The sequence below is a fragment of the Caulobacter sp. 17J80-11 genome (genome assembly GCF_014349105.1).
In the GTDB taxonomy this organism is placed as follows: domain Bacteria; phylum Pseudomonadota; class Alphaproteobacteria; order Caulobacterales; family Caulobacteraceae; genus 17J80-11.
In genome coordinates this window covers 96,052-114,353 of record NZ_JACSJI010000010.1, presented here as the reverse complement: position 1 = coordinate 114,353, position 18,302 = coordinate 96,052, and the positions used below count along the sequence as shown (strand labels likewise).

General features: G+C 70.6%; 14 protein-coding genes. 6 read left to right on the top strand and 8 right to left on the bottom strand.

What is annotated here, in order from left to right:
* Positions 1-16 precede the first annotated feature (16 nt).
* The gene (locus H8B08_RS12030; RefSeq protein ID WP_370545462.1) at positions 17-1,240 is read left to right on the top strand and encodes a glycosyltransferase family 4 protein; all 1,224 of its coding nucleotides are present in this window, start codon (positions 17-19) and stop codon (positions 1,238-1,240) included.
* A gap of 34 nt (positions 1,241-1,274) precedes the next feature.
* Here H8B08_RS12030 and H8B08_RS12025 read toward each other — a convergent pair whose 3' ends face one another.
* Positions 1,275-2,516 (bottom strand): P22 phage major capsid protein family protein, encoded by a 1,242-nt coding sequence (locus tag H8B08_RS12025; protein ID WP_187450438.1) that lies wholly within the window; start codon positions 2,514-2,516, stop codon positions 1,275-1,277.
* A 396-nt stretch (positions 2,517-2,912) separates the two neighbouring features.
* Entirely contained in the window at positions 2,913-3,605 is a 693-nt protein-coding gene (locus H8B08_RS12020) for a hypothetical protein (protein WP_187450437.1), read from the bottom strand.
* Between the two features lie 404 nt (positions 3,606-4,009).
* Here H8B08_RS12020 and H8B08_RS12015 point away from each other — a divergent pair, with 404 nt between their 5' ends.
* Positions 4,010-4,894 (top strand): alpha/beta fold hydrolase, encoded by an 885-nt coding sequence (locus tag H8B08_RS12015; protein WP_187450436.1) that lies wholly within the window; start codon positions 4,010-4,012, stop codon positions 4,892-4,894.
* Between the two features lie 54 nt (positions 4,895-4,948).
* On the opposite strand, the gene H8B08_RS12010 is transcribed toward H8B08_RS12015, so the two are convergent.
* Positions 4,949-5,689 (bottom strand): glucose 1-dehydrogenase, encoded by a 741-nt coding sequence (locus tag H8B08_RS12010; RefSeq protein ID WP_187450435.1) that lies wholly within the window; start codon positions 5,687-5,689, stop codon positions 4,949-4,951.
* Between the two features lie 146 nt (positions 5,690-5,835).
* On the opposite strand from H8B08_RS12010, the gene H8B08_RS12005 reads away from it, so the two are divergent.
* Positions 5,836-6,177 carry a helix-turn-helix domain-containing protein gene (locus H8B08_RS12005; protein ID WP_187450434.1) on the top strand — a complete coding sequence of 114 codons (342 nt, stop codon included), beginning with the start codon at positions 5,836-5,838 and terminating at the stop codon, positions 6,175-6,177.
* A gap of 100 nt (positions 6,178-6,277) precedes the next feature.
* Positions 6,278-7,204 (top strand): MBL fold metallo-hydrolase, encoded by a 927-nt coding sequence (locus H8B08_RS12000; protein ID WP_187450433.1) that lies wholly within the window; start codon positions 6,278-6,280, stop codon positions 7,202-7,204.
* Positions 7,205-7,391: 187 nt separating this feature from the next.
* Here the strand turns inward: H8B08_RS12000 and H8B08_RS11995 are convergent, their stop codons facing one another.
* Positions 7,392-8,672 carry a PBSX family phage terminase large subunit gene (locus H8B08_RS11995; RefSeq protein WP_187450432.1) on the bottom strand — a complete coding sequence of 427 codons (1,281 nt, stop codon included), beginning with the start codon at positions 8,670-8,672 and terminating at the stop codon, positions 7,392-7,394.
* A 245-nt stretch (positions 8,673-8,917) separates the two neighbouring features.
* The gene (locus H8B08_RS11990; RefSeq protein ID WP_187450431.1) at positions 8,918-9,727 is read right to left on the bottom strand and encodes a helix-turn-helix domain-containing protein; all 810 of its coding nucleotides are present in this window, start codon (positions 9,725-9,727) and stop codon (positions 8,918-8,920) included.
* Positions 9,728-10,207: 480 nt separating this feature from the next.
* Here H8B08_RS11990 and H8B08_RS11985 point away from each other — a divergent pair, with 480 nt between their 5' ends.
* The gene (locus tag H8B08_RS11985) at positions 10,208-10,624 is read left to right on the top strand and encodes a four-helix bundle copper-binding protein (protein ID WP_187450430.1); all 417 of its coding nucleotides are present in this window, start codon (positions 10,208-10,210) and stop codon (positions 10,622-10,624) included.
* 279 nt (positions 10,625-10,903) lie between these two features.
* Here the strand turns inward: H8B08_RS11985 and H8B08_RS11980 are convergent, their stop codons facing one another.
* Positions 10,904-12,007, bottom strand: coding sequence for a 2OG-Fe(II) oxygenase (locus H8B08_RS11980; protein ID WP_187450429.1), 1,104 nt, complete (start codon positions 12,005-12,007; stop codon positions 10,904-10,906).
* Between the two features lie 314 nt (positions 12,008-12,321).
* On the opposite strand from H8B08_RS11980, the gene H8B08_RS11975 reads away from it, so the two are divergent.
* Positions 12,322-13,434, top strand: a complete 1,113-nt coding sequence (locus tag H8B08_RS11975; RefSeq protein WP_187450428.1) for a GNAT family N-acetyltransferase — start codon at positions 12,322-12,324, stop codon at positions 13,432-13,434.
* Between the two features lie 263 nt (positions 13,435-13,697).
* Here the strand turns inward: H8B08_RS11975 and H8B08_RS11970 are convergent, their stop codons facing one another.
* Both H8B08_RS11970 and H8B08_RS11965 read right to left on the bottom strand, forming a co-directional pair.
* Positions 13,698-17,279: a M1 family aminopeptidase gene (locus H8B08_RS11970; protein WP_187450427.1), complete on the bottom strand. Its 3,582-nt coding sequence runs from the start codon at positions 17,277-17,279 to the stop codon at positions 13,698-13,700.
* 11 nt (positions 17,280-17,290) lie between these two features.
* The gene (locus H8B08_RS11965; RefSeq protein ID WP_187450426.1) at positions 17,291-18,172 is read right to left on the bottom strand and encodes an ABC transporter ATP-binding protein; all 882 of its coding nucleotides are present in this window, start codon (positions 18,170-18,172) and stop codon (positions 17,291-17,293) included.
* Positions 18,173-18,302 lie beyond the last annotated feature (130 nt).

The following is an 18,302-nucleotide window of genomic DNA, read 5'->3' as shown; positions in this document are numbered from 1 at the left end:
CAAGCGGAGCCCGGGCGTGAGATCCTGCGTCATCGTCGTCGAGAACCTGCCGGTGCCGTTCGACCGGCGGGTCTGGCAGGAGGCCTGCGCCCTGCGCGACGCCGGCTGGCGCGTGTCGGTGATCTGCCCGGCCACCGACAAGTATCCCGTCCGGTTCGAGCGACTGGAAGGGATCGACGTTTGGCGCCATCCCCTGCCGCTTGAAGCCGACGGCAAGTTCGCCTTCCTGGTCGAGTATCTGGCGGCTTTGTTCCACGAGGCGCGCCTCCTCGTGAAGGTATGGCGCGGCGCCGGCTTCGACGTCATCCACGCCTGCAATCCGCCGGACCTGATCTTCCTGCTGGCCCTGCCGTTCAAGCTGCTGGGCAAGAAGTTCGTGTTCGACCACCACGACATCTGCCCGGAGCTCTACGAAGCCAAATTCGGCAAGCGCGGCCTGTTCTGGAACATCCTGTCCTGGTGCGAGCGGGCGACCTTCCGGGCCGCCGACTTGGTGATCTCGGCCAACGATACCTTCCGCGAGCTCGCGATCTCACGCGGGGGCAAGCGGCCGGAGGATGTCACGACCGTGTACAGCGTGCCGACCAGCACGCGCATGCGTCGTACCGAGGCCGATCCGGCCGTGCGCGACGGCTGCCGCCTGGTGGTCGGCTACATCGGCATCATCGGCGGCCAGGACGGGGTCGACCACCTGGTGCGAGCGGTGGCCGAGCTGGCCCGCGACCCGGCGTGCGAGGGCGTGCGGACGGTGGTGGTCGGCGACGGCCCGGCCCTGCCGGGGGTGCGCGCCCTGGCCGAGGAACTGGGTGTGGCCGACCGCATGGTGTTCACCGGCTATCTCAGCGGCGACGCCCTGCTGGCGGCGGTCAGCAGCTTCGACGTCGGGGTGATCCCGGACCCGCTGAACGTCTACAACGACAAGATCAGCATGAACAAAGTCTTCGAGTACGCGGCGCTGGGCCTGCCGTTCGCGGCCTATCCGCTGTCGGAGACCCGTCGGCTGGCGTCTGACGCCGCCGTCTACGCCCAGGGCGACCAGCCGGAGCAACTGGCCGCGGCGGTGCGCACGCTGATCGTCGACGAGGCCCTGCGCCGCCGCACCGCCGAGCGTTCGGCGGCGGTGGCGGCCGAGCGTTTCTCGTGGCCGCGCGAGGCCGCCAAGCTGACGGCGGCCTACGACCGGCTCGTCGCGCCGCCGGCGCTCGTTGCAGAGACTGCCCCGGCGGAGGCCGCTGCGTAAAAGCGGTCCCGGCCTTTCGCTACACCGTCTCAGCTTAGGTCCCGCTGAATCTCGTCCCCAGCCGCCGGTCGATGTTCGCCGTGCCGTAGATCACGTCGAACCGGTGGTTGTGGGTGTCCGACGCGCCGTCGGAATAGCGCCAGTAGCGCACCGTCAGGCCGGTGTCGGGGTCGCTGGCGTGGTCGGCCTCGCCGCTGAACGGCGTCACCAGCTTGGCCGAGACCAGCTTCAGCGCGCTTTTGTGGAACGCCGCGTTCTGCCGATAGGTGGTCGCCGCCGTCCCCATCCAGGTCACCGCCGCCCCGGCCGCCGGCGCGGCCGACACGTTCTGGTACGCGCCCGTCGTGATGATCGGGTTGGCGATGGTCAGGGTCGCGGCCCCCGATCCGTTCGCCGTGGCGTCGGCCAGCACCACGAACTGCTGCGGGAAGCCCAGGGGCGCCTTGGTGCGCGGGTTCACCGCCCACACGCCGGCGATGGAGAACACCTCGCCGGCCTTCACCGTGCCGCCGGCGCCCAGGCCGGCCACGTTCAGGCTCTGCTGGAAACTGGTCCGCACGGCGGGAAAACCCACCTCCTGGCCGGCGCCGGCCACCGTGCCGTTGGTGCGCGTGCCGCAGGTCAGCGACGCCACCGTCTGGGTCATGTACGGCTCGGTCGAGCCCAGCACCGGGATCTTGGCCTTCTGCAGCGCCCCCTTGGCCACCTCGCCGCCCTGGGCGGCGTTGGCCAGCAGCGACCCGGCCATGGCGTAGGTGTCGGCCGGCGTCATCACCGCGTTGCGGTCCTCTACCGGCACGGCCATCTCGTCCAGCCGCTCGGGCGCCTTGAAGAAGTCGGCCGGGCTGTCGACCAGCAGGCCGGGCGTACCGACCCAGTTCGGGAATTCCAGCACCCGCGCCATCAGGTCGGCGTCGATCTGCGAGGCCAGCTGCCCCATCGCCGACTTCATCACCTTGGACTTGAGCAAGGCGTCGACCGACAGGGTGTCCTCCAGGGAGGTGAACTGCACGTCCACCCCCTTCTGCTTGTCGATGCTGACGGCGACCTCGCCCTCCAGCACGTCCTGCGGCGCGGCCGTGCGCCCGTCGCGGACGATGAACTCCGGCGGCCGCTTCACATAGACCGTGCCGCCCGGCTTGCCGCCGCCCGGGTCGGCGGCGAAGAACTTCTCGATCCCCTCGCTGTCGCACAGCTTGGCCACCACCAGGCTGTTCTTCAGGAAGTGCAGGCCCGCATTGGCGAACACCTTCGGCGCCGCAAAGGCGTGAGGCATGGGTAGGTCCTTTCAGGATTTCGCGCCCCCGCCCCGGGGGCGCACATGAATCCCTCTCCCCTTGCGGGGTGAGGAACGCCGGCCTGCTGCGCAGGCCGGTTGCGATCGACAACGATTTGTCGATCGCCGCGACGAACGAGGGGCCCGCCGGCCGAAGGCCGGTGGGAGGGTGAGGGGTTTCGCAACAGCGGCCGCCCCACCACCCGTCACCCTCGGGCTTGTCCCGAGGGCCCAGTCATCCGGTACGCGATCGTGTCAGGCTGAAGTGCGAGCTGAACGCTGGGCCCTCGGGACAAGCCCGAGGGTGACGACGTGGATAGGTCGCGTTCCGCTGGAGCCCCCCACGCCGCTTTCAGCGGCGCCTCCCCCCAGCGGGGGGAGATCTGGGGACGCCGCTCACCGCCCCCGCGCCGCCGCCAACCGCTCGAACGCCAGGAAGTCGTCCGTGTCCGGCGCCGTCTCGATCCGGCCCGCCGCGCCGCTCACTGTCGGCACCGGCGCGTACCTCTGCGCGGTGGCCAGCTGCTCGGCCGCCTGCGCCTGCCGCGCCCGCTCCGCCCCCGACCAGGCGGCGTGCAGCACCTTGATCTGCCGCGGGTCGGTGATCGCCCCCAGCTCCTCGTCCGAAAAGCCCATCGACCGCCCGAACGCGCTCAGCTTGCCGGCCAGCTCCGGCGACCAGTCCTTGATGTCCCGCGACACCGCCGCGTGCGCCTGCTGCAGGCGCTGCGCGTGCCCCCGCGCCAGTTCGCCGGCCATCCGGTCGCGCTGGTCGCGGGCGCGCATGTACGCCACCCACTCGGCCTGCGCCCGGCCCGGGTCCTCGGCGATCAGCTTGTCCCAGTCCCGCCCCTCGAACGCCGCCACCTGCGCGTCCAGCGCCCCGACCTCGCCGTGCTGGCGCGCCCGCGCCACCTCGTCCTGGGCCTGTCGAAGCCGCGCCCGCTCTCGTTCCACCTCGTCCTGAGCCTGTCGAAGGACCGCTCGTTCCGCCGCCAGCGGATCCTCCGCCTCCGCCGGTGGCGGGGGAGGGGCCTCCTCCACGCGCACGTCCTCGCCCGCGGCCAGCGCCGCGTCGTCCTCGTCCATCATCGTCTCCTGTCGAAAAGCGCGGGGTCCGCCCCCGCGAACCCTCTCCCCTTGCGGGAGAGGGAGGGGCCCGTCGCGAAGCGACGGGAGGGTGAGGGGTCGCGCTGCGCTCGACCGTCTCCTTCCCCCCTTGCGGGAGAAGGTGGCGCGCGGTGCGCGCCGGATGAGGGGTGCCGGGGCGAGGCGTCAGGACAGGGGGGCTTAGTTCAGCGCGCGGATAGCGCAGCGCGACCCCTCACCCTCCCACGCGAGCCTCGCTTCGCTCCGGCCCGCGCGGGCCCCTCCCTCTCCCGCAAGGGGAGAGGGATTTGAAGGCAGTTGCAGGTGGGCGCCCTCCGGCCGCGTTGGATCGCGGGTCCGTCGCGCATGGTTGTCCGGCGACATTCCTGGAAAGGGCGTTCGCCATGCCGAACATCAAGACAAAGGACGGAACTCGGATCTGGTACAAGGACTGGGGGGAAGGGCAGCCGATCGTCTTCAGCCATGGCTGGCCGCTGTGCTCAGACGCCTGGGCGTCGCAAATGATGTTCCTGGCCGACCAGGGCTATCGCTGCATCGCCCACGACCGGCGCGGTCACGGCCGCTCCGATCAGCCGTGGAACGGCAACGACATGACCACCTACGCCGCGGATCTGGCCGAGCTGACCGAGCAGCTCGACCTGAAGGACGCCATCCACGTCGGCCACTCGACGGGCGGCGGCGAAGTCGCCCGATACGTCGCCCGCGCGGGCCGCGGGCGCGTCGCCCGCGCCGTGTTGATCAGCGCCGTCCCGCCCCTCATGCTGAAGACGCCGGCCAATCCGGAAGGCACGCCGATGGAGGTGTTCGACGCCATCCGCGCCGGCGTCGCCGCCGACCAGTCGCAGTACTTCAAGGACCTGAGCGCGCCCTTCTTCGGGGCCAACCGGCCGGGCTCCAAAGTCAGCCAGGGCGTGCGCGACGACTTCTGGCGCCAAAGCATGCTGGCCAGCATCAGGGCGGCCTACGCCTGCGTCGAGGCGTTTTCGGAAACCGATCAGACCGAGGACCTGAAGAAGATCGACGTTCCGACCCTGCTCCTGCAGGGCGACGACGACCAGATCGTGCCGATCCAGGCGGCGGCGAAGAAGCAGGTCAAGCTGATCCGTAATTCGATCCTGAAGGTCTACCCCGGCGCCCCGCACGGCATGCCGGTCACCCACGCGGATCAGGTCAACCGCGACCTGCTCGACTTCATCGAGGCCTCGACCGCGGACCTGACCCGGCGGGCCGGCGCCGAAACCGGGGCGGCCGGGAGAGAGGCGCGCTAGCAGAAGCCGTCCTTGGGCCTCTCGGACCGGCGATCGGTCCGAGAGGCCGGCGCCTCAGACCTGGCCGAAGCCGCCGTCGACGTAGAGTTCTGAGCCGTGCACGAAACTGCTGTCGTCGGAGGCCAGGAACAGGGCGGCGGCGGCGACTTCTTCGGGCCGGCCCATCCGGCCCAGCGGCACGTCCGCGGCCAGCGCCGCTTCCAGCGCGACCTTGTCTTCGGCCAACCCGTGCAGGCCGGGCGTGGAAATGGGGCCGGGCGCCAGGACGTTGACGCGGACGCCGCGCCCGCGCAGGTCGTTGGTCCAGTGGCGGGCCAGGCTGCGGATCGCCGCCTTGGTGGCGCCGTAGACGCTGAACGCCGGCGTGCCGTCGTTCGCCGCGGTGGAGCCGGTCAGAATGATCGAGCCCCCTTCGCCCATCAGCGGCAGCGCCTTCTGAACGGTGAACAGCGTGCCCTTCACGTTGGTCGCGAAGGTCCTGTCGAAGTGCTCTTCGGTGATCTCCCCCAAGGGGGCGAACTCGCCGCCGCCGGCGTTGGCGAACAGCACGTCGATGCGGCCCGCTTCGGCCTTCACCGTCGCGAAAAGCCGGTCGAGATCGGCGAGGTTTGACACGTCGGCGCGCACGGCCGTCACGTTGCGGCCGATGCGGGCGGCCGCGGCGTCCAGCTCCGCCTGGCGCCGTCCGGTGACGAACACGCGGGCGCCTTCCGCGACGAACCGCTCGGCTGTCGCCAGACCGATGCCGCTGTTGCCGCCGGTGACCACGGCCACCTTGCCTTCGAGTCTGCCCATGTCGGTACTCCTCACGCATTTCCGATCTTGAACTCGTGCGCGGCTCGAACCGGGTGGGCCGAGCCGCGTCAGGCAGATGGGGGGTGGTTTCGGCCCGACCAGTACCTACCTTTTGGTAAGTGCCTGGAAATCGATGGGACGCCGGAATGGACCGTTCGTTCGGCTGCGGCCTGGAGGCCGCCCTCGCGGTGATCGGGGGCAAATGGAAGTTGCTGATCCTGTACCACCTGGGACCGGGGCCGCGCCGGTTTGGCGAGCTCCGCCGTCTGGTCGGCGGCGTCAGCGAAAAGGTGCTGATCCAGCAATTGCGCGAGATGGAGCGCGACGGTCTTGTCGAGCGTCGCGACTACCAGACGGTGCCCCCGAAGGTGGAATACGCCCTCACGGAATTTGGGCGCACCCTGGCGGTCGCGGCTGCGCCCCTGTGTGAGTGGGGAAGCGCCCATATGGCCCGCATCGAGGCGGCGACGTCGCTGGCCGAGGCGTGAGACCGAGGTGTGACGATGAGGCGGTGAGGTCCCTGGCGCCGGAACAGGCCCGGTTCCGACCCCGTTGAGCCGCCCAACGGACAACGACCGGGAGACGGCTATGACCTCAAAGCTCCGCGCGCTGCTGCTGGCCGCCGCTCTGGGCTGCGCCGGCGCCGGTCAGGCGTCAGCGCAGGCCGACAGCCCCGTCACGAAAATCAACGCCGAAGCCGCTAGGGCCGAGATTACGACGACGCCGCTGCGCGGAGGTCTGAGCATGCTCGAAGGCTCGGGCGGCAACATCACGGTGCTGGCCCGACCTGACGGCAAGTTCATGGTCGACGCCGGAATCGCCGTCTCACGTCCGCGCGTCGAGGCGGCGCTCAACCAATTGGGCGGCGGGCCAGTCAAATACCTGGCCAATACGCACTGGCACTGGGATCACACCGACGGCAATCCGTGGGTGCACGACCTTGGCGCAGTGATCGTCGCGACCCCGAACACGCTCAAATACGTCTCTCGAAGCGAGCGGGTCGAAGATTGGAATTTTACTTTCCAGCCACTGCCCCCGGCCGGGCGACCCACCGAAATTCTCGCGCGCGACCGGACGATGAAGTTCGGCGGGACCACGATCCTGATCAGGCCGTACGAGCCGTCCCACACCGACGGCGACCTCTCGGTGTACTTCGTCGAGCCGGACGTGCTGGCGACCGGCGACACTTTCTGGAACGGGGTCTATCCCTTCATCGACAACGCCCACGGCGGAGGCATCGACGGCATGATCCGAGCGGTGAACGTCGACCTCGGCCGCGTCACCGACAAGACGCTGATCGTGCCTGGCCACGGCCCCGTAGGAAACCGGGCTCAGCTCGCCGCTTTCCGCGACATGCTGGTCGGCGTTCGCGACAACGTGGCGGCCTTGAAAGCGCAAGGAAAATCGCTCGACGAGGTCCTCGCGGCGAAGCCGACGGCGGCGTACGACGCCAAGTGGGGGAATTTCGTCATCGATCCCGCCTTCTTCACCCGGCTCGTCTACCAGGGCCTCTGAACGCGAGATCCGCCGCCCGCCGGTGCGTGGTCCTCGTCCATCGTCTCTCTCCTGCTATTTCAAAGATCTCCCCCCGGCGGGGGGAGCAGGCGGCTGAAAGCCGCCGTGGGGGCCTCCAGCGGAGCGCCCGGTGTCAGCTTCCGAGACAGAAAAGATCTCCCCCCTTGGGGGGAGATCTACGCGCTCATCACCCCATCCACCCGCCCGGCCGGCGCACGCCCGCGCGCCCCTCCGGCCGCAGCCGCACCTGCGGCTCCTCGTACGCCACGCACATCAGCCCGAACGCGTCGGCCGCATGGCTCGCCCAGTCGTGCGCCGGCCCCAGCCCCACGCGCCGGGCCTCGTCGCGCCGCTCGTGATAGGCGCCCAGCGCCTCCACCCCGGCCTCGGTCTTCTCGGCGTCGAACCAGATGCGCGCAAACAGCCGCCGCGCCGCCTCGATCCGCTGCATGGCCGCGCCGCGGCCCTGGTTTCTGACCGTCGTCACCTCGAAGCCGGCCTGGCGCAGGTGGTCCTCGAACCGCACGGCGCTGACCGCGTCCCGCTCCGCCCCGTCGTGGGGCAGCACGCACAGCGCCTCGCCCCAGCCGCGCCGCCGCAGCCAGTCCACGTAGTAGGCCAGCGGCTGGCCCTGGCCCTCGCCATAGTCCAGCACCCGGATCTCGCGCCCGACGAACTGCGCCACCCAGATCGCCGTGGCGTCGCTGACGCCCAGATCCCAGAACGCCCGCACCCGCACCAGCGGGTCGGCCGCCACCGCGCCCACCCGCCCGGTCTTGCGCGCGTCGTTGAGCTGGGCGGCGAAATAGGCCCCCTCGGTCACCGCCAGGTAGTCGCCCTCCCACACGTGGGCGTAGCGCTCCGGCGCGCGCTCCTGGTCGAACTGCCGCTCGGCCTCCAGCTCGGCCGGAAACCACGGATTGTCCGACCACAGCGCCCGCACCACGGCGGCCCCCGGCGGCGGGACCTCGCCCCTCAGCAGCCGGTCGACCGGATCGGTCCGCCGTCGCGGGTTCCACGAGAACCACAGCTCCGAACCCGGCTTGCGCAGGGTCGGCCGCAGCAGGGTCAGGCTCCGCTCCGACAGGGTCTGGGCTTCCTCGACCCAGGCGATGTCGAAGCCCTCGAACGACTTCACCGACTCGGCGGTGTGGTCCTGCATGCCCTGGAACACGATCAGCCCGCCGCCCGGCGTACCGATCCGGTCGCGCCGCACCTCGAACGTCCCGGCCACCCCGTGCGCCGCGATCTTGTCCTCGATCAGCCGCTTCACCGACTGGGCCAGGCTGACCTGCACCTCGCGCACGCACAGCGCCCGCGTCGGCCCCTCCAGGCAGCGCTGGATCAGCAGCTCGGCGAAAAAGTGCGACTTCCCCGACCCCCGCCCGCCCCACGCCCCCTTGTACCGGGCCGGCCCCACCAGCGGCCGAAACACGCTCGGCCGTTCGAACCGAAGGGTCGACGTCATGCTCTCCTCCCCTGCGAAGCGGGGGAGGGGCGAACCGCCCCGCCGCCCTCGCCCTGATCATCGTCACCCGCGGGACAAGCCCGAGCGTCTGAGCGCGATCCCTCTCCCCTTGCGGGAGAGGGTGGGACCCACGCACCGGACCCCGGCGAACGCCGGGGGAAGGTCAGCGTGGGCGGGTGAGGGGTCTCGCGACCTGTCCGCTCGCCGACCGCCGCGCGCGAGGTCTGAAAGCGCAGTGCGACCCCTCACCCTCCCGTCGCTTCGCGCCGGGCCCCTCCCTCTCCCGCAAGGGGAGAGGGGAGCGCGGGCTTCGGCTCCACGAACACCGTCTCGATCCGCGTGGCCCTCTCCTCCCCCTTTGGGGGTGGGGGACCGCCGAAGGCGGTGGAAGGGGCCCGCTCCGCATCCCAGCGCTCCGGATCCAGCCGCTTCAGCGCGAAGATGACGGCCTGCACGCTGCCGGCCGCGGCCACCGCCTCCAGCCGGCTCTCCCACAGTCGCGCGCCCTTGATCCGCCCGCGCTCCACCGCCTCCGCGAACGCCCCGTGCCGCTCGATCCAGCTCGCCAGCGTCCTGCGGCTGACCCCCAGCTCGTCGGCCAGCACCGTCTGCGACCAGCCCTTGGCCAGGCACGCCGTCGCGATCTCGCAGAACTCCGGCCGATACCGAGTCCCGCCCGAAATGCCGCGCCGCCGGGCCTGCGCCGTCCCGCGCGCCCAGGCCTGGGCGAAGTCGGCGTGCGCCGCGCGCCAGTCCGCCAGGGTCGCCGGCGACACGCCCAGCTCCGCCGCCACCTCCCGCCCCGACAGGCCCTCCGCCAGCAGAGCCTCGACCCGCCCGGCGCACCCGTCCCGGTACTGCGCCCGCCGGCGCGCGCCCTCGGCCAGCCCCCGCGCCAGCGCCGCGCCGAAGGCCGGAAACGCCGCCGCCCACCGCCGCAGGGTGCGCGCCCCCACGCACAACCCCGCCGCCGCCTCGCTCAGGCTCGCCCCCTCCGCCAGCGCCGCCTCCGCCACCGCCCCGTAGTGCTCGCGGTAATCCGAAGGTCGCGGCATGGGGGAGCTCCAAGCTTTCAGAACCCTTCTCCCCTTGAGGGAGAAGGACGGAGCCCGCGCACCGGAGGCCCTTTCGGGCCGGAGGTCCGCGCGGGAGGATGAGGGGTCGCGCTGCGCTCTCCGAGCTCGCGCCAAGCCGCCGCTGGGCCGAGAGGTCGCGAAACCCCTCATTCTCCCGCGCAGGCCTGCGCTTCGCTCCGGCGCGCGGGTCCCTCCTTCTCCCTCAAGGGGAGAAGGTTCACGCGGTCGCAATGTCAGGAGAAATCCGGTCAGCCCGCGCCTCAGGCGCAGCCGTCCACCGTGTCGGGGGGATAGCCGACCGCCCCGGGCCGGTCAAGCAAAAAGAGAACATTAAGTGAACATTTTTCCCGCCGCCCCGGGAAATCCTGTTCGGACAAAACGCCAAAACCCCCGGAACCGCGCCCCCCGCGCGCCCGTTGCCGGCGCACTTCCCACACCGCCAGTCCCGGAGCGTCCCCCATGCACGTCCAGCAGATGATGACCCTGCATCCCCAGGCCCGCGGCGGGCCGGGGCAGGAGATCCTGACCCGCTGCGTGGAGGCGGCTTACGACTGCGCCCAGATCTGCATCGCCTGCGCCGACGCGTGCCTGGGCGAGGACGACGTGGTGCGCCTGCGCCAGTGCATCCGGCTGGACCTCGACTGCGCCGACATCTGCCTGGCGACCGGCTCGACCGCCACGCGCCGCACCGGGGCCAACACGCCGACCCTGATCCGCCTGCTGGAGACCTGCGCCACCGCCTGCGCCACCTGCGCCCAGGAGTGTTCGATGCACGCCGCCGACCACCCGCACTGCCGCCTGTGCGCCGACGCCTGCCACCGGTGCGAAGACCTCTGCCGCCAGGCCCTGACCATGCTGCAGGCGACGGTGCAGTAGGGGGCGAATAGATCTCCCTCCGCCGGGGGGAGGGAGCCGCGTAAGCGGCGATGGGGGGCTCCAGCGGAGCGCGCGAGCTCCGCTCCACCACCCGTCACCCTCGGGCTTGTCCGAGGGCCCAGTCATCCGGTGCGCGAACGTGTCGGGCCGTATTGCGCGCTGAACGCTGGGCCCTCGGGACAAGCCCGAGGGTGACGACGTGGATAGCTCGCACTCCGCTGGAGGCCCCACGCCCGCTGCGCGGGCGGCTCCCCCAAGGGGGGAGATCTGCCGCCGCGCTCAAACGATCGGCTGCGCCCGGTCGCGGATCCACTGCGACAGCAGCCACTTCTCGCCCCGCGTCGGCGGCGTCCCGGCGTGCAGGCTGGCCCGGTCCGGGCGCCCCTCGGCGTCGACGTTGCGGAAGATCAGCGCGTCGCCCTTGGCCCCGCGGAAGCTGCGGCCGGCGTCGGGGAAGGCGGTCTCGCCGCCCTCGAAGTCGTCGTTCAGATAGACCAGCAGGGTCGTGGTGCGCTGGCCGCGCAGGCGCAGGTCGTCGGCGAAGTGCGCCACCTCCGGATCGACGAAGTCGAAGTGCGGCTCGAAGGTCTGGCCGACCTCGTAGTGCAGCACGTTGGTCGGCTCCAGCACCGCGGCCGGCACGCCGGCGGCGGCGGCGGCGCGGGCGCGCACCAGGGCCAGGATCAGGTCGGTGTCCAGCAGGCCGAAGCCGGCTCCGGTGTTGGAGCGCATCTCGTGCTCGCGCCGCCCGCCGGCCTCGGCGTCATAGACCCGGGCCGGGGCCAGGCGCGGGCGCACCCGCTCGATCAGCCAGTCGCAGATGGCCGGATGCAGGAAGCCCGGCAGGCGGGCCACGTGCGGGGTCTCGCACAGCACTTCGGCCGGCGGCGGGGTCAGCCAGGCGTCCAGGCTGATCTGCGCGCGCGCCGTCGCCCACGGGTCGACCGCGCCCGGGATGGCCGGGCGGGACGACAGGGCGGCCAGCAGGGCCAGCTGGGTGCGCGCGCCGGCGTCGCCGCCCTGGGCGGCGCGGGCCAGCCAGTCCAGCGCCGCCGTCCAGTCCTGCGGCCGGCCGGCGCCGGTGGCGGCCAGCACCGAAAGCCGCACTTGCGCCTCGGCCGAGCCTCCCTGCGCCGCGCGCTCGACCAGGGCCGCGCCGGCGTCGGGCGCGAACGGGGCGGCCCGCCCGACCAAGAGGCGCGCGCCCAGCCAGCCGGCCGCGGCCGCATCGCCCGCGTCGGCCGCCCGCTGCAGCCAGGCCACCGCCTGGTCGTGGCGGCCCTCGCGGTCCAGTACGCGGGCCAGGGCGAACTGGGCGGCGGTGTCGCCGGCCAGGGCCCGCTGATACAGGGCCTCGACGGTGATGGGAGCGGAAGCGTTCATGCGCCGGAACAGACCAGAGCCGAGGCGGGGCGCCAAGGGCAACCTAAGATCTCCCCCCTCGGAGGAGCAGCCGCCGAAGGCGGCGTGGGGGCCTCCAGCGGAGCGCGACGATCCCACATCGTCACCCTCGGGCTTGTCCCGAGGGTGACGGGATGTGAGGCGGCTCACGCCGCGCTCCGCTGGAGCCCCCACGCCCGCTGCGCGGGCGGCTCCCCCCAGAGGGGGGAGATCTGGCGTTCCCGGAACATACCCCCCGCACCCGCTGTTCCGCTCCATCACCGCTCAGCTCGGGGCCTGGCGGACGGGGAGCTGACATGGCGTTCAAGGTCGAGACCCTGAGCTTTTCGCAGTGGGCCGCGGCCTGGGCCGAGCCGGCCGGCGGCGACCCCGGCGCGGCCTGCCTGTTCCAGTCGCCGGCCTATCTGTCGCTGTGGCTGGACACCATGGGCCAGGCCCGGCGCACCGAGCCGGTGTTCGTGCGGGTCGGCGCCGACGACGGCCGCCGCGTCATGCTGCTGCCGCTGGGGCTGGAGCGCCGCTACGGCCTCAAGACCCTCACCTTCCTGGACGGCGGCGTGGTCGACTACGCCGGCCCGGTGCGGCTCGGCCCGGCCGCGGGAGAGATCGACTGGGAGGGCGCCCAGGCGCTGTGGGCCGCCCTGCGCGCGGCCCTGCCGGCCTTCGACATCGCCGACCTCGACAAGATGCCGGCCGAGATCGAGGGCAAGCCGAACCCGCTGCGCTGGCTGTCTGGCTCGAGCTCGGAGTCCGGCTGGGCCCTGCCGCTCGACGGCGCCTACGACGACTACCAGCGCGGCCTGAACCCCTACGCCGTCGACAGCCGCCGCAAGCGCCGCCGCCTGCAGGACCTGGGGCCGGTGTCGTTCGAGATCGCCCGGGAGCCGCTGGTCGCGCGCCAGTTCTTCGACGCCATGGTCGAGCAGAAGACCCGGCGCTACCTGGAGACCGCCGGCAAGGACTACTTCCAGACGCCCGGCTGGAGCGCCTACTTCTCCCAGGTCGCCGCCCGCGAGGACTTCGGTCAGCAGGCCCACCTCTCGGCCCTGAAGGTCGGCGACCGGATCGTGGCGACGCACCTGGGCATGGTCTCCAGCGACACCTTCTACTGGCTGATGCCGACCTATGAGGCCGGGCCGGTGGCCAGGCTCTCCCCGGGGCGGCTTCTGATGGAGGAGCTGATCGGCTGGTGCTACGGCGCGGGCATCCGCAGCTTCGACTTCGGCCACGGCGACGAGGAGTACAAGGCCAGGATGGGCGGCCGCCAGCGCGCCCTGCTGCGCCTGGTCCGGGGGAACTCCCTGGCCGGCCGCGCCGCCCTGAAGGCGGTGCGCTCCAGGGCCTCGCGGATGGTGCAGGACTTCTACTGGAGCAAGCTCTACCGCCCACCCAAGCCGGCGAACGCGTGAAGATCCCGCGGCCTATCGCATTTAACGACCGTCATCCCGGAAAGCGCGCAGCGCTTATCCGGGACCCAGCAACTCGACCTGAACGCTGCGAGACGCGGGCTGCAACACGCGTCGCGCTTGCTGGGTCCCGGCTCTCCGCTGCGCTTCGCTCCGCTACGGCCGGGATGACGGATTAACGCGAACCCTCTCCCGCAAGGGGAGAGGGAGCAAACAAAAAAGGGGCGGCCGAAGCCGCCCCTCTCAGTCCTTCAGCGCTCGAACCCCTACGCCCCGGCCTTGGTCAGGTTGTCGTCCGAGTTGCGGTCGATGCGCTTGTTGTACGGGTCCACGCCCGCCCAGGTCGGCGCCTTGTCCACCGTGAAGGTGAAGGTCTGGCGGCCCGACTTCACCGGCCGGCGCTCGAACAGGATCACGTCGGACTTGTCGAAGTCCTTCTTGCCCGGCTCGGCGGTGAACAGGCCCAGGTCGAAGCTCTCGCCCAGGATCGGGGCGGCGGTCTCCGCCCCCTTGGCGTCGGCGTAGAGCTTTCGCGCCTCCACCGTCACCGTCACGTCCCACTTGCCGTCGGCCCGCTTCTTCGACTTCAGGTCCTTGGCCTTCAGGTCGTAGAGCGTGATCTTCTCGAACAGGTCGGTGATCAGCTGCTGGTGCTCGGGCCCGGCCTCGGCGCGCAGCGCCGCCACCAGGTCCTTCGAGGTCGGGTAGGGCGCGCCCTTGAAGGCGTGCTTCTGGAGCAGGTTGCGGAGCGCGCGGTTGACCGCCTCCTCGCCGATCTCGTCCTTCAGCAGGTACATGACCAGCGAGCCCTTGCGGTAGTGGACGTAGCCCTGGTTCTCCACCCGCATCAGCGGCATCTCGCCGATCACGTCGCCGCCGCGCGAGCGCAGATAGTTGTCCAGCTCGTACTTCAGGAACTTGCGGATCTTGTCCGGCCCGTAGGTCTTCTCCATCACCATCAGGGCCGAGTACTGGGCCAGGGTCTCCGACAGCGAGGTCGAGCCCTGCACGTCGGCGCCGATGATCTGGTGCGCCCACCACTGGTGGCCCAGCTCGTGGGCGGTCACGTAGGTGACGTAGTCGATCTTCTCCGGATCGCGGAAGTCGGCGACGAAGCCGATGCCCTCGGAGTACGGCATGGTGTTGGCGAAGGCCTGGGCGAAGTCGGCGTAGCCCGGGAACTCGATGATCCGCGCCTGGCGGAACTGATAGGGGCCGAACTCAGCCTGGTAGTAGTCCAGCCCCGACTTCAGCGACGAGATCATCCGGTCGACGTTCCAGGGATGCTGGCGGTCGTAGTAGACCGCGAGCTCGACGCCCTTGTAGGTCTCGCTCTTCACCTCGTACCGGGCGGACTGCACCGAGAAGAAGTGCAGGATCGGCGCCTCGGTGCGGAAGCGCGCGGTGCGCCGCTCGCCCTTGGTCACGTCGCTGATCTTGTAGCCCGGCGCGATCGGGGTCTGGTCGGCGTCGGTGGTCACGGTGATGTCGGCGTTGACCCAGTCGGCGCCGATGTAGTTGCGGCCGTAGGCGCTGGCGTCCTCCAGCTTGGCCGGACGCAGTTCGGGCGGCAGGCCGTACTTCCGGCGCTTGGCCCGGTCCTGCAGCATGCCGTTGCGGTTCATCCCGACCTGCGGCGCGAACTCGGCGTTGCTCACGAAGGTGCCGTTGTCGACCAGCCGGGTGGTGTTGCCGCGGTTCTTGAAGCCGCGCTGGGACAGCTCGGTCTCGAACACCAGGGTGCGGAACTCGCCCGGCTGCAGCGGCCGGTCGAACTTGAGGATCCGGTAGTTGAAGCGCTCGTACTTGGTCTTCTCTTCCCGCGCGCCGGCCATGGCCAGGCGCTTGATCTTCACGTCGCGGTCGAAGCGCAGGTGCACGGCGTCGAGCGGCTTGTCGGTGCGGTTCTCCAGCACGTAGCCGCCCAGCGCGTGCAGCCGCGGCTCGTGCGGGTGCAGGTCGAGGTCGAGCTTGACGCTGACCACGTTCGGCTGCGGCGTCTTCTCGAACGGCAGCAGGGCCTTCTCGTAGTCGGCGAGGTAGCGGTCCTCGTCCTTGTTGTTGCGGTACTCGTTCCAGACGTTGGTGTTGACGAAGATGTAGGCCCCGGTCCCGACGAAGACGAGCACCGCCAGGACGGCCAGCGCGCCGGCCGGGCCGCTGAGCCGCCGCGGCAGGCGGCGCAGTCGCGGCCACATGCGCGTCTCGGTCCCGCGCCGCCACAGGCCGTAGCTGATCACCAGCAACAGCAGGGCGAAGGCCGACCAGTAGGCCCGGAACCAGGCCGCGCCCTTCCAGAAGTCGCCCTGGCCGTTCATGTCGGACAGCGGCACGCGCGGCCCGCCGGCGTAGTTGTACAGGTTGTGGTCGAGGCCGAGGCTGCCCGAGGCGAAGCCCCAGATGATGAACAGGAGCATCAGGCCCCAGCCGACGAACTTGTGCGGCGCGACGGTCTGCATGAACACCGCCAGCACGGCCAGCAGGGTGAAGTCGATCGCCTGAGGCAGCACGTACCACAGCAGGTACTTGCCGAGTTCGAAGTTGGCGTAGCCCTTCATGGCCTGGACCAGCACGCCGGCCACGACGCTGATCAGAAGGGTCGAGGCCAGCACGAGCGCGATGGCCAGCGTCTTGGGGGCGACGAAGGCCCAGTCCGGCAAGGCGGTGGCGTCGATGATCTCATGGGTGCGCCGGTCGCGCTCCCGCCAGACCAGTTCCCCGGCGTAGTAGATCGCGATGATCATCGGGATCAGGCTGAAGGTGCCGTTCAGGGTCTGGATGACGGTCGAGGTCACCGGACGGATCTGCGAGCCGTACATCTCGTCGGCGAACCACAGGCCGCCGATCGAATTGAACAGGCCCAGCGCCAGCAGCACGAAGAAGGCCGGGCTCTTGAACACCTGGCCCATCTCCAGCTTCGTGCGAGTCCGCAGCTGCGCGAGGCCGGTCGCGGCGCCGAAGCGGGGCTTGGGCAGCGGGCCGGCCGCGGCGGGGGCCTCGGCCTTGGCCTCGGTCATCCGCTTCAGCTTCTCGGCCTTCTTGGCCTTGGCGCCCTTGGTCTCGAACCGGAACAGGACGTAGGCCAGGGCCAGCATGCTGAAGCCGATCCCGGTCCACAGCAGGCGGTTCCAGAGCAGGAATCCTTCCAGCGCGGGCGCGGCGGCGTTCTGCTCGGCGGCGGTCCAGTAGCGCGTCGCCTGTGCGAACGCCGCCTGGCCGAAGGGTTCGACGACCGCCATCGTGTCGCGGAACTCGGGCCGGTCCAGCGAGATCGCCGCCGTCGTCCAGGCGATGAGGAAGCCGACGACGCCGACATAGGTCCACATCATCGAGCGGGTGACGGTGGCCAGCGCGAAGAAGATGGCCGAGGTCAGGAACACGCCCGGCAGGCCCATGACGAAGTAGCCGTAGGCGTAGTCGGCCAGGTGATTGGCCCCCAGCGTCTCGGGATCGACCCAGGGCGCCAGGGAGCCGACGAAGGTCCCCAGCGGCACGCTCAGGAAGCAGACCGACGCCGCGAGGAAGGCCCCCAGGAACCGGCCGTACAGGTAGTCGAACTTGGTGATGCGGGTGGACTGGACGATCGGCCCGAAGCCCGTGTCGCTGTCGCGCGCCACCACGTTGGCCACGAAGGCGGTGGTGACGAACATGAAGAACATGGCGCCGACCATGTGCATCATGGCGACGGCGGTGGGCGCGTTCTTGTGGATGTTGCCGCCCGAGCTGAGATGGAACTGCTCGGCCGCCATCAGGGCGAAGAACAGCAGGAAGAACAGGATGCCCACCACCCAGAAGACGGGCTGGCGCAGCTGGTAGCGGAACTCGAAGCCCGCGATCTTTCCGAACATGGCGACAGGCCTCAGGCGGCCGCGCGGCGCGAGGCCGACAGCGTCGAGAAGTAGACGTCCTCAAGCCCGCCCTGGACCGGCTCGAAGCCGTCGCCCGGATCGGTGTCGGCCAGCACGTGGATCATCGTGCGCCCGGCGAACAGGCGGGTGGAGATCACCTCGTAGCGGGCCCGGCAGGCCTCCAGCTCGCTCTTGTCGATGCTCTTCTTCCAGACCCGGCCGGCCAGTCGCTGGGTCAGCTCCAGCGGCGCGCCCTCCAGTTGGATCTTGCCGCCGGCCAGCACCGCCATGCGCGGGCACAGGTCGGCCACGTCCTCGACGATGTGGGTCGACAGGATGATCACCACGTTCTCGCCGATCTCGGCCAGCAGGTTGAGGAAGCGGTTGCGCTCCTCCGGGTCGAGGCCGGCGGTCGGCTCGTCGACGATGATCAGCGACGGGCCGCCGATCAGGGCCTGGGCGATGCCGAAGCGCTGGCGCATGCCGCCGGAGAAGCCGGCCAGCGCCTTCTTGCGCACGCTCCACAGGTTGACCTGGTTCAGCAGCGCCTCGACCGTCTCCTTGCGCTCGCGGCCGCCCGCCACCCCCTTCAGGATCGCCATGTGGTCGAGCATGTCGTAGGCCGACACTCGCGGATAGACGCCGAAGTCTTGCGGCAGGTAGCCCAGCGTCCGGCGCAGCGCCTCCGGATCCGCGATCACGTCGATGTCGCCGAAGCGGATCGCGCCCGAGGTCGGGGTCTGCAGGGTGGCGATCGAACGCATGAGCGTCGACTTGCCGGCGCCGTTCGGCCCCAGCAGGCCGAACATGCCCTTGGCGATGCTCAGGTTCACCCCGTCCAGCGCGCGCGTGCCGTTGCTGTAGACGTGGGTGAGGTTCTCGACGGTCAGCATGAAAGTCCCCCGACTTTAATCGCGGCGACGCTGGCTCATCCTGAGATTGTGGGCAAGTGAACGATAGTTCACAGGTGCGGCACAGATCTCCCGCGCGTGAGCGCGAACCCTCTCCCGCAAGGGGGGCACA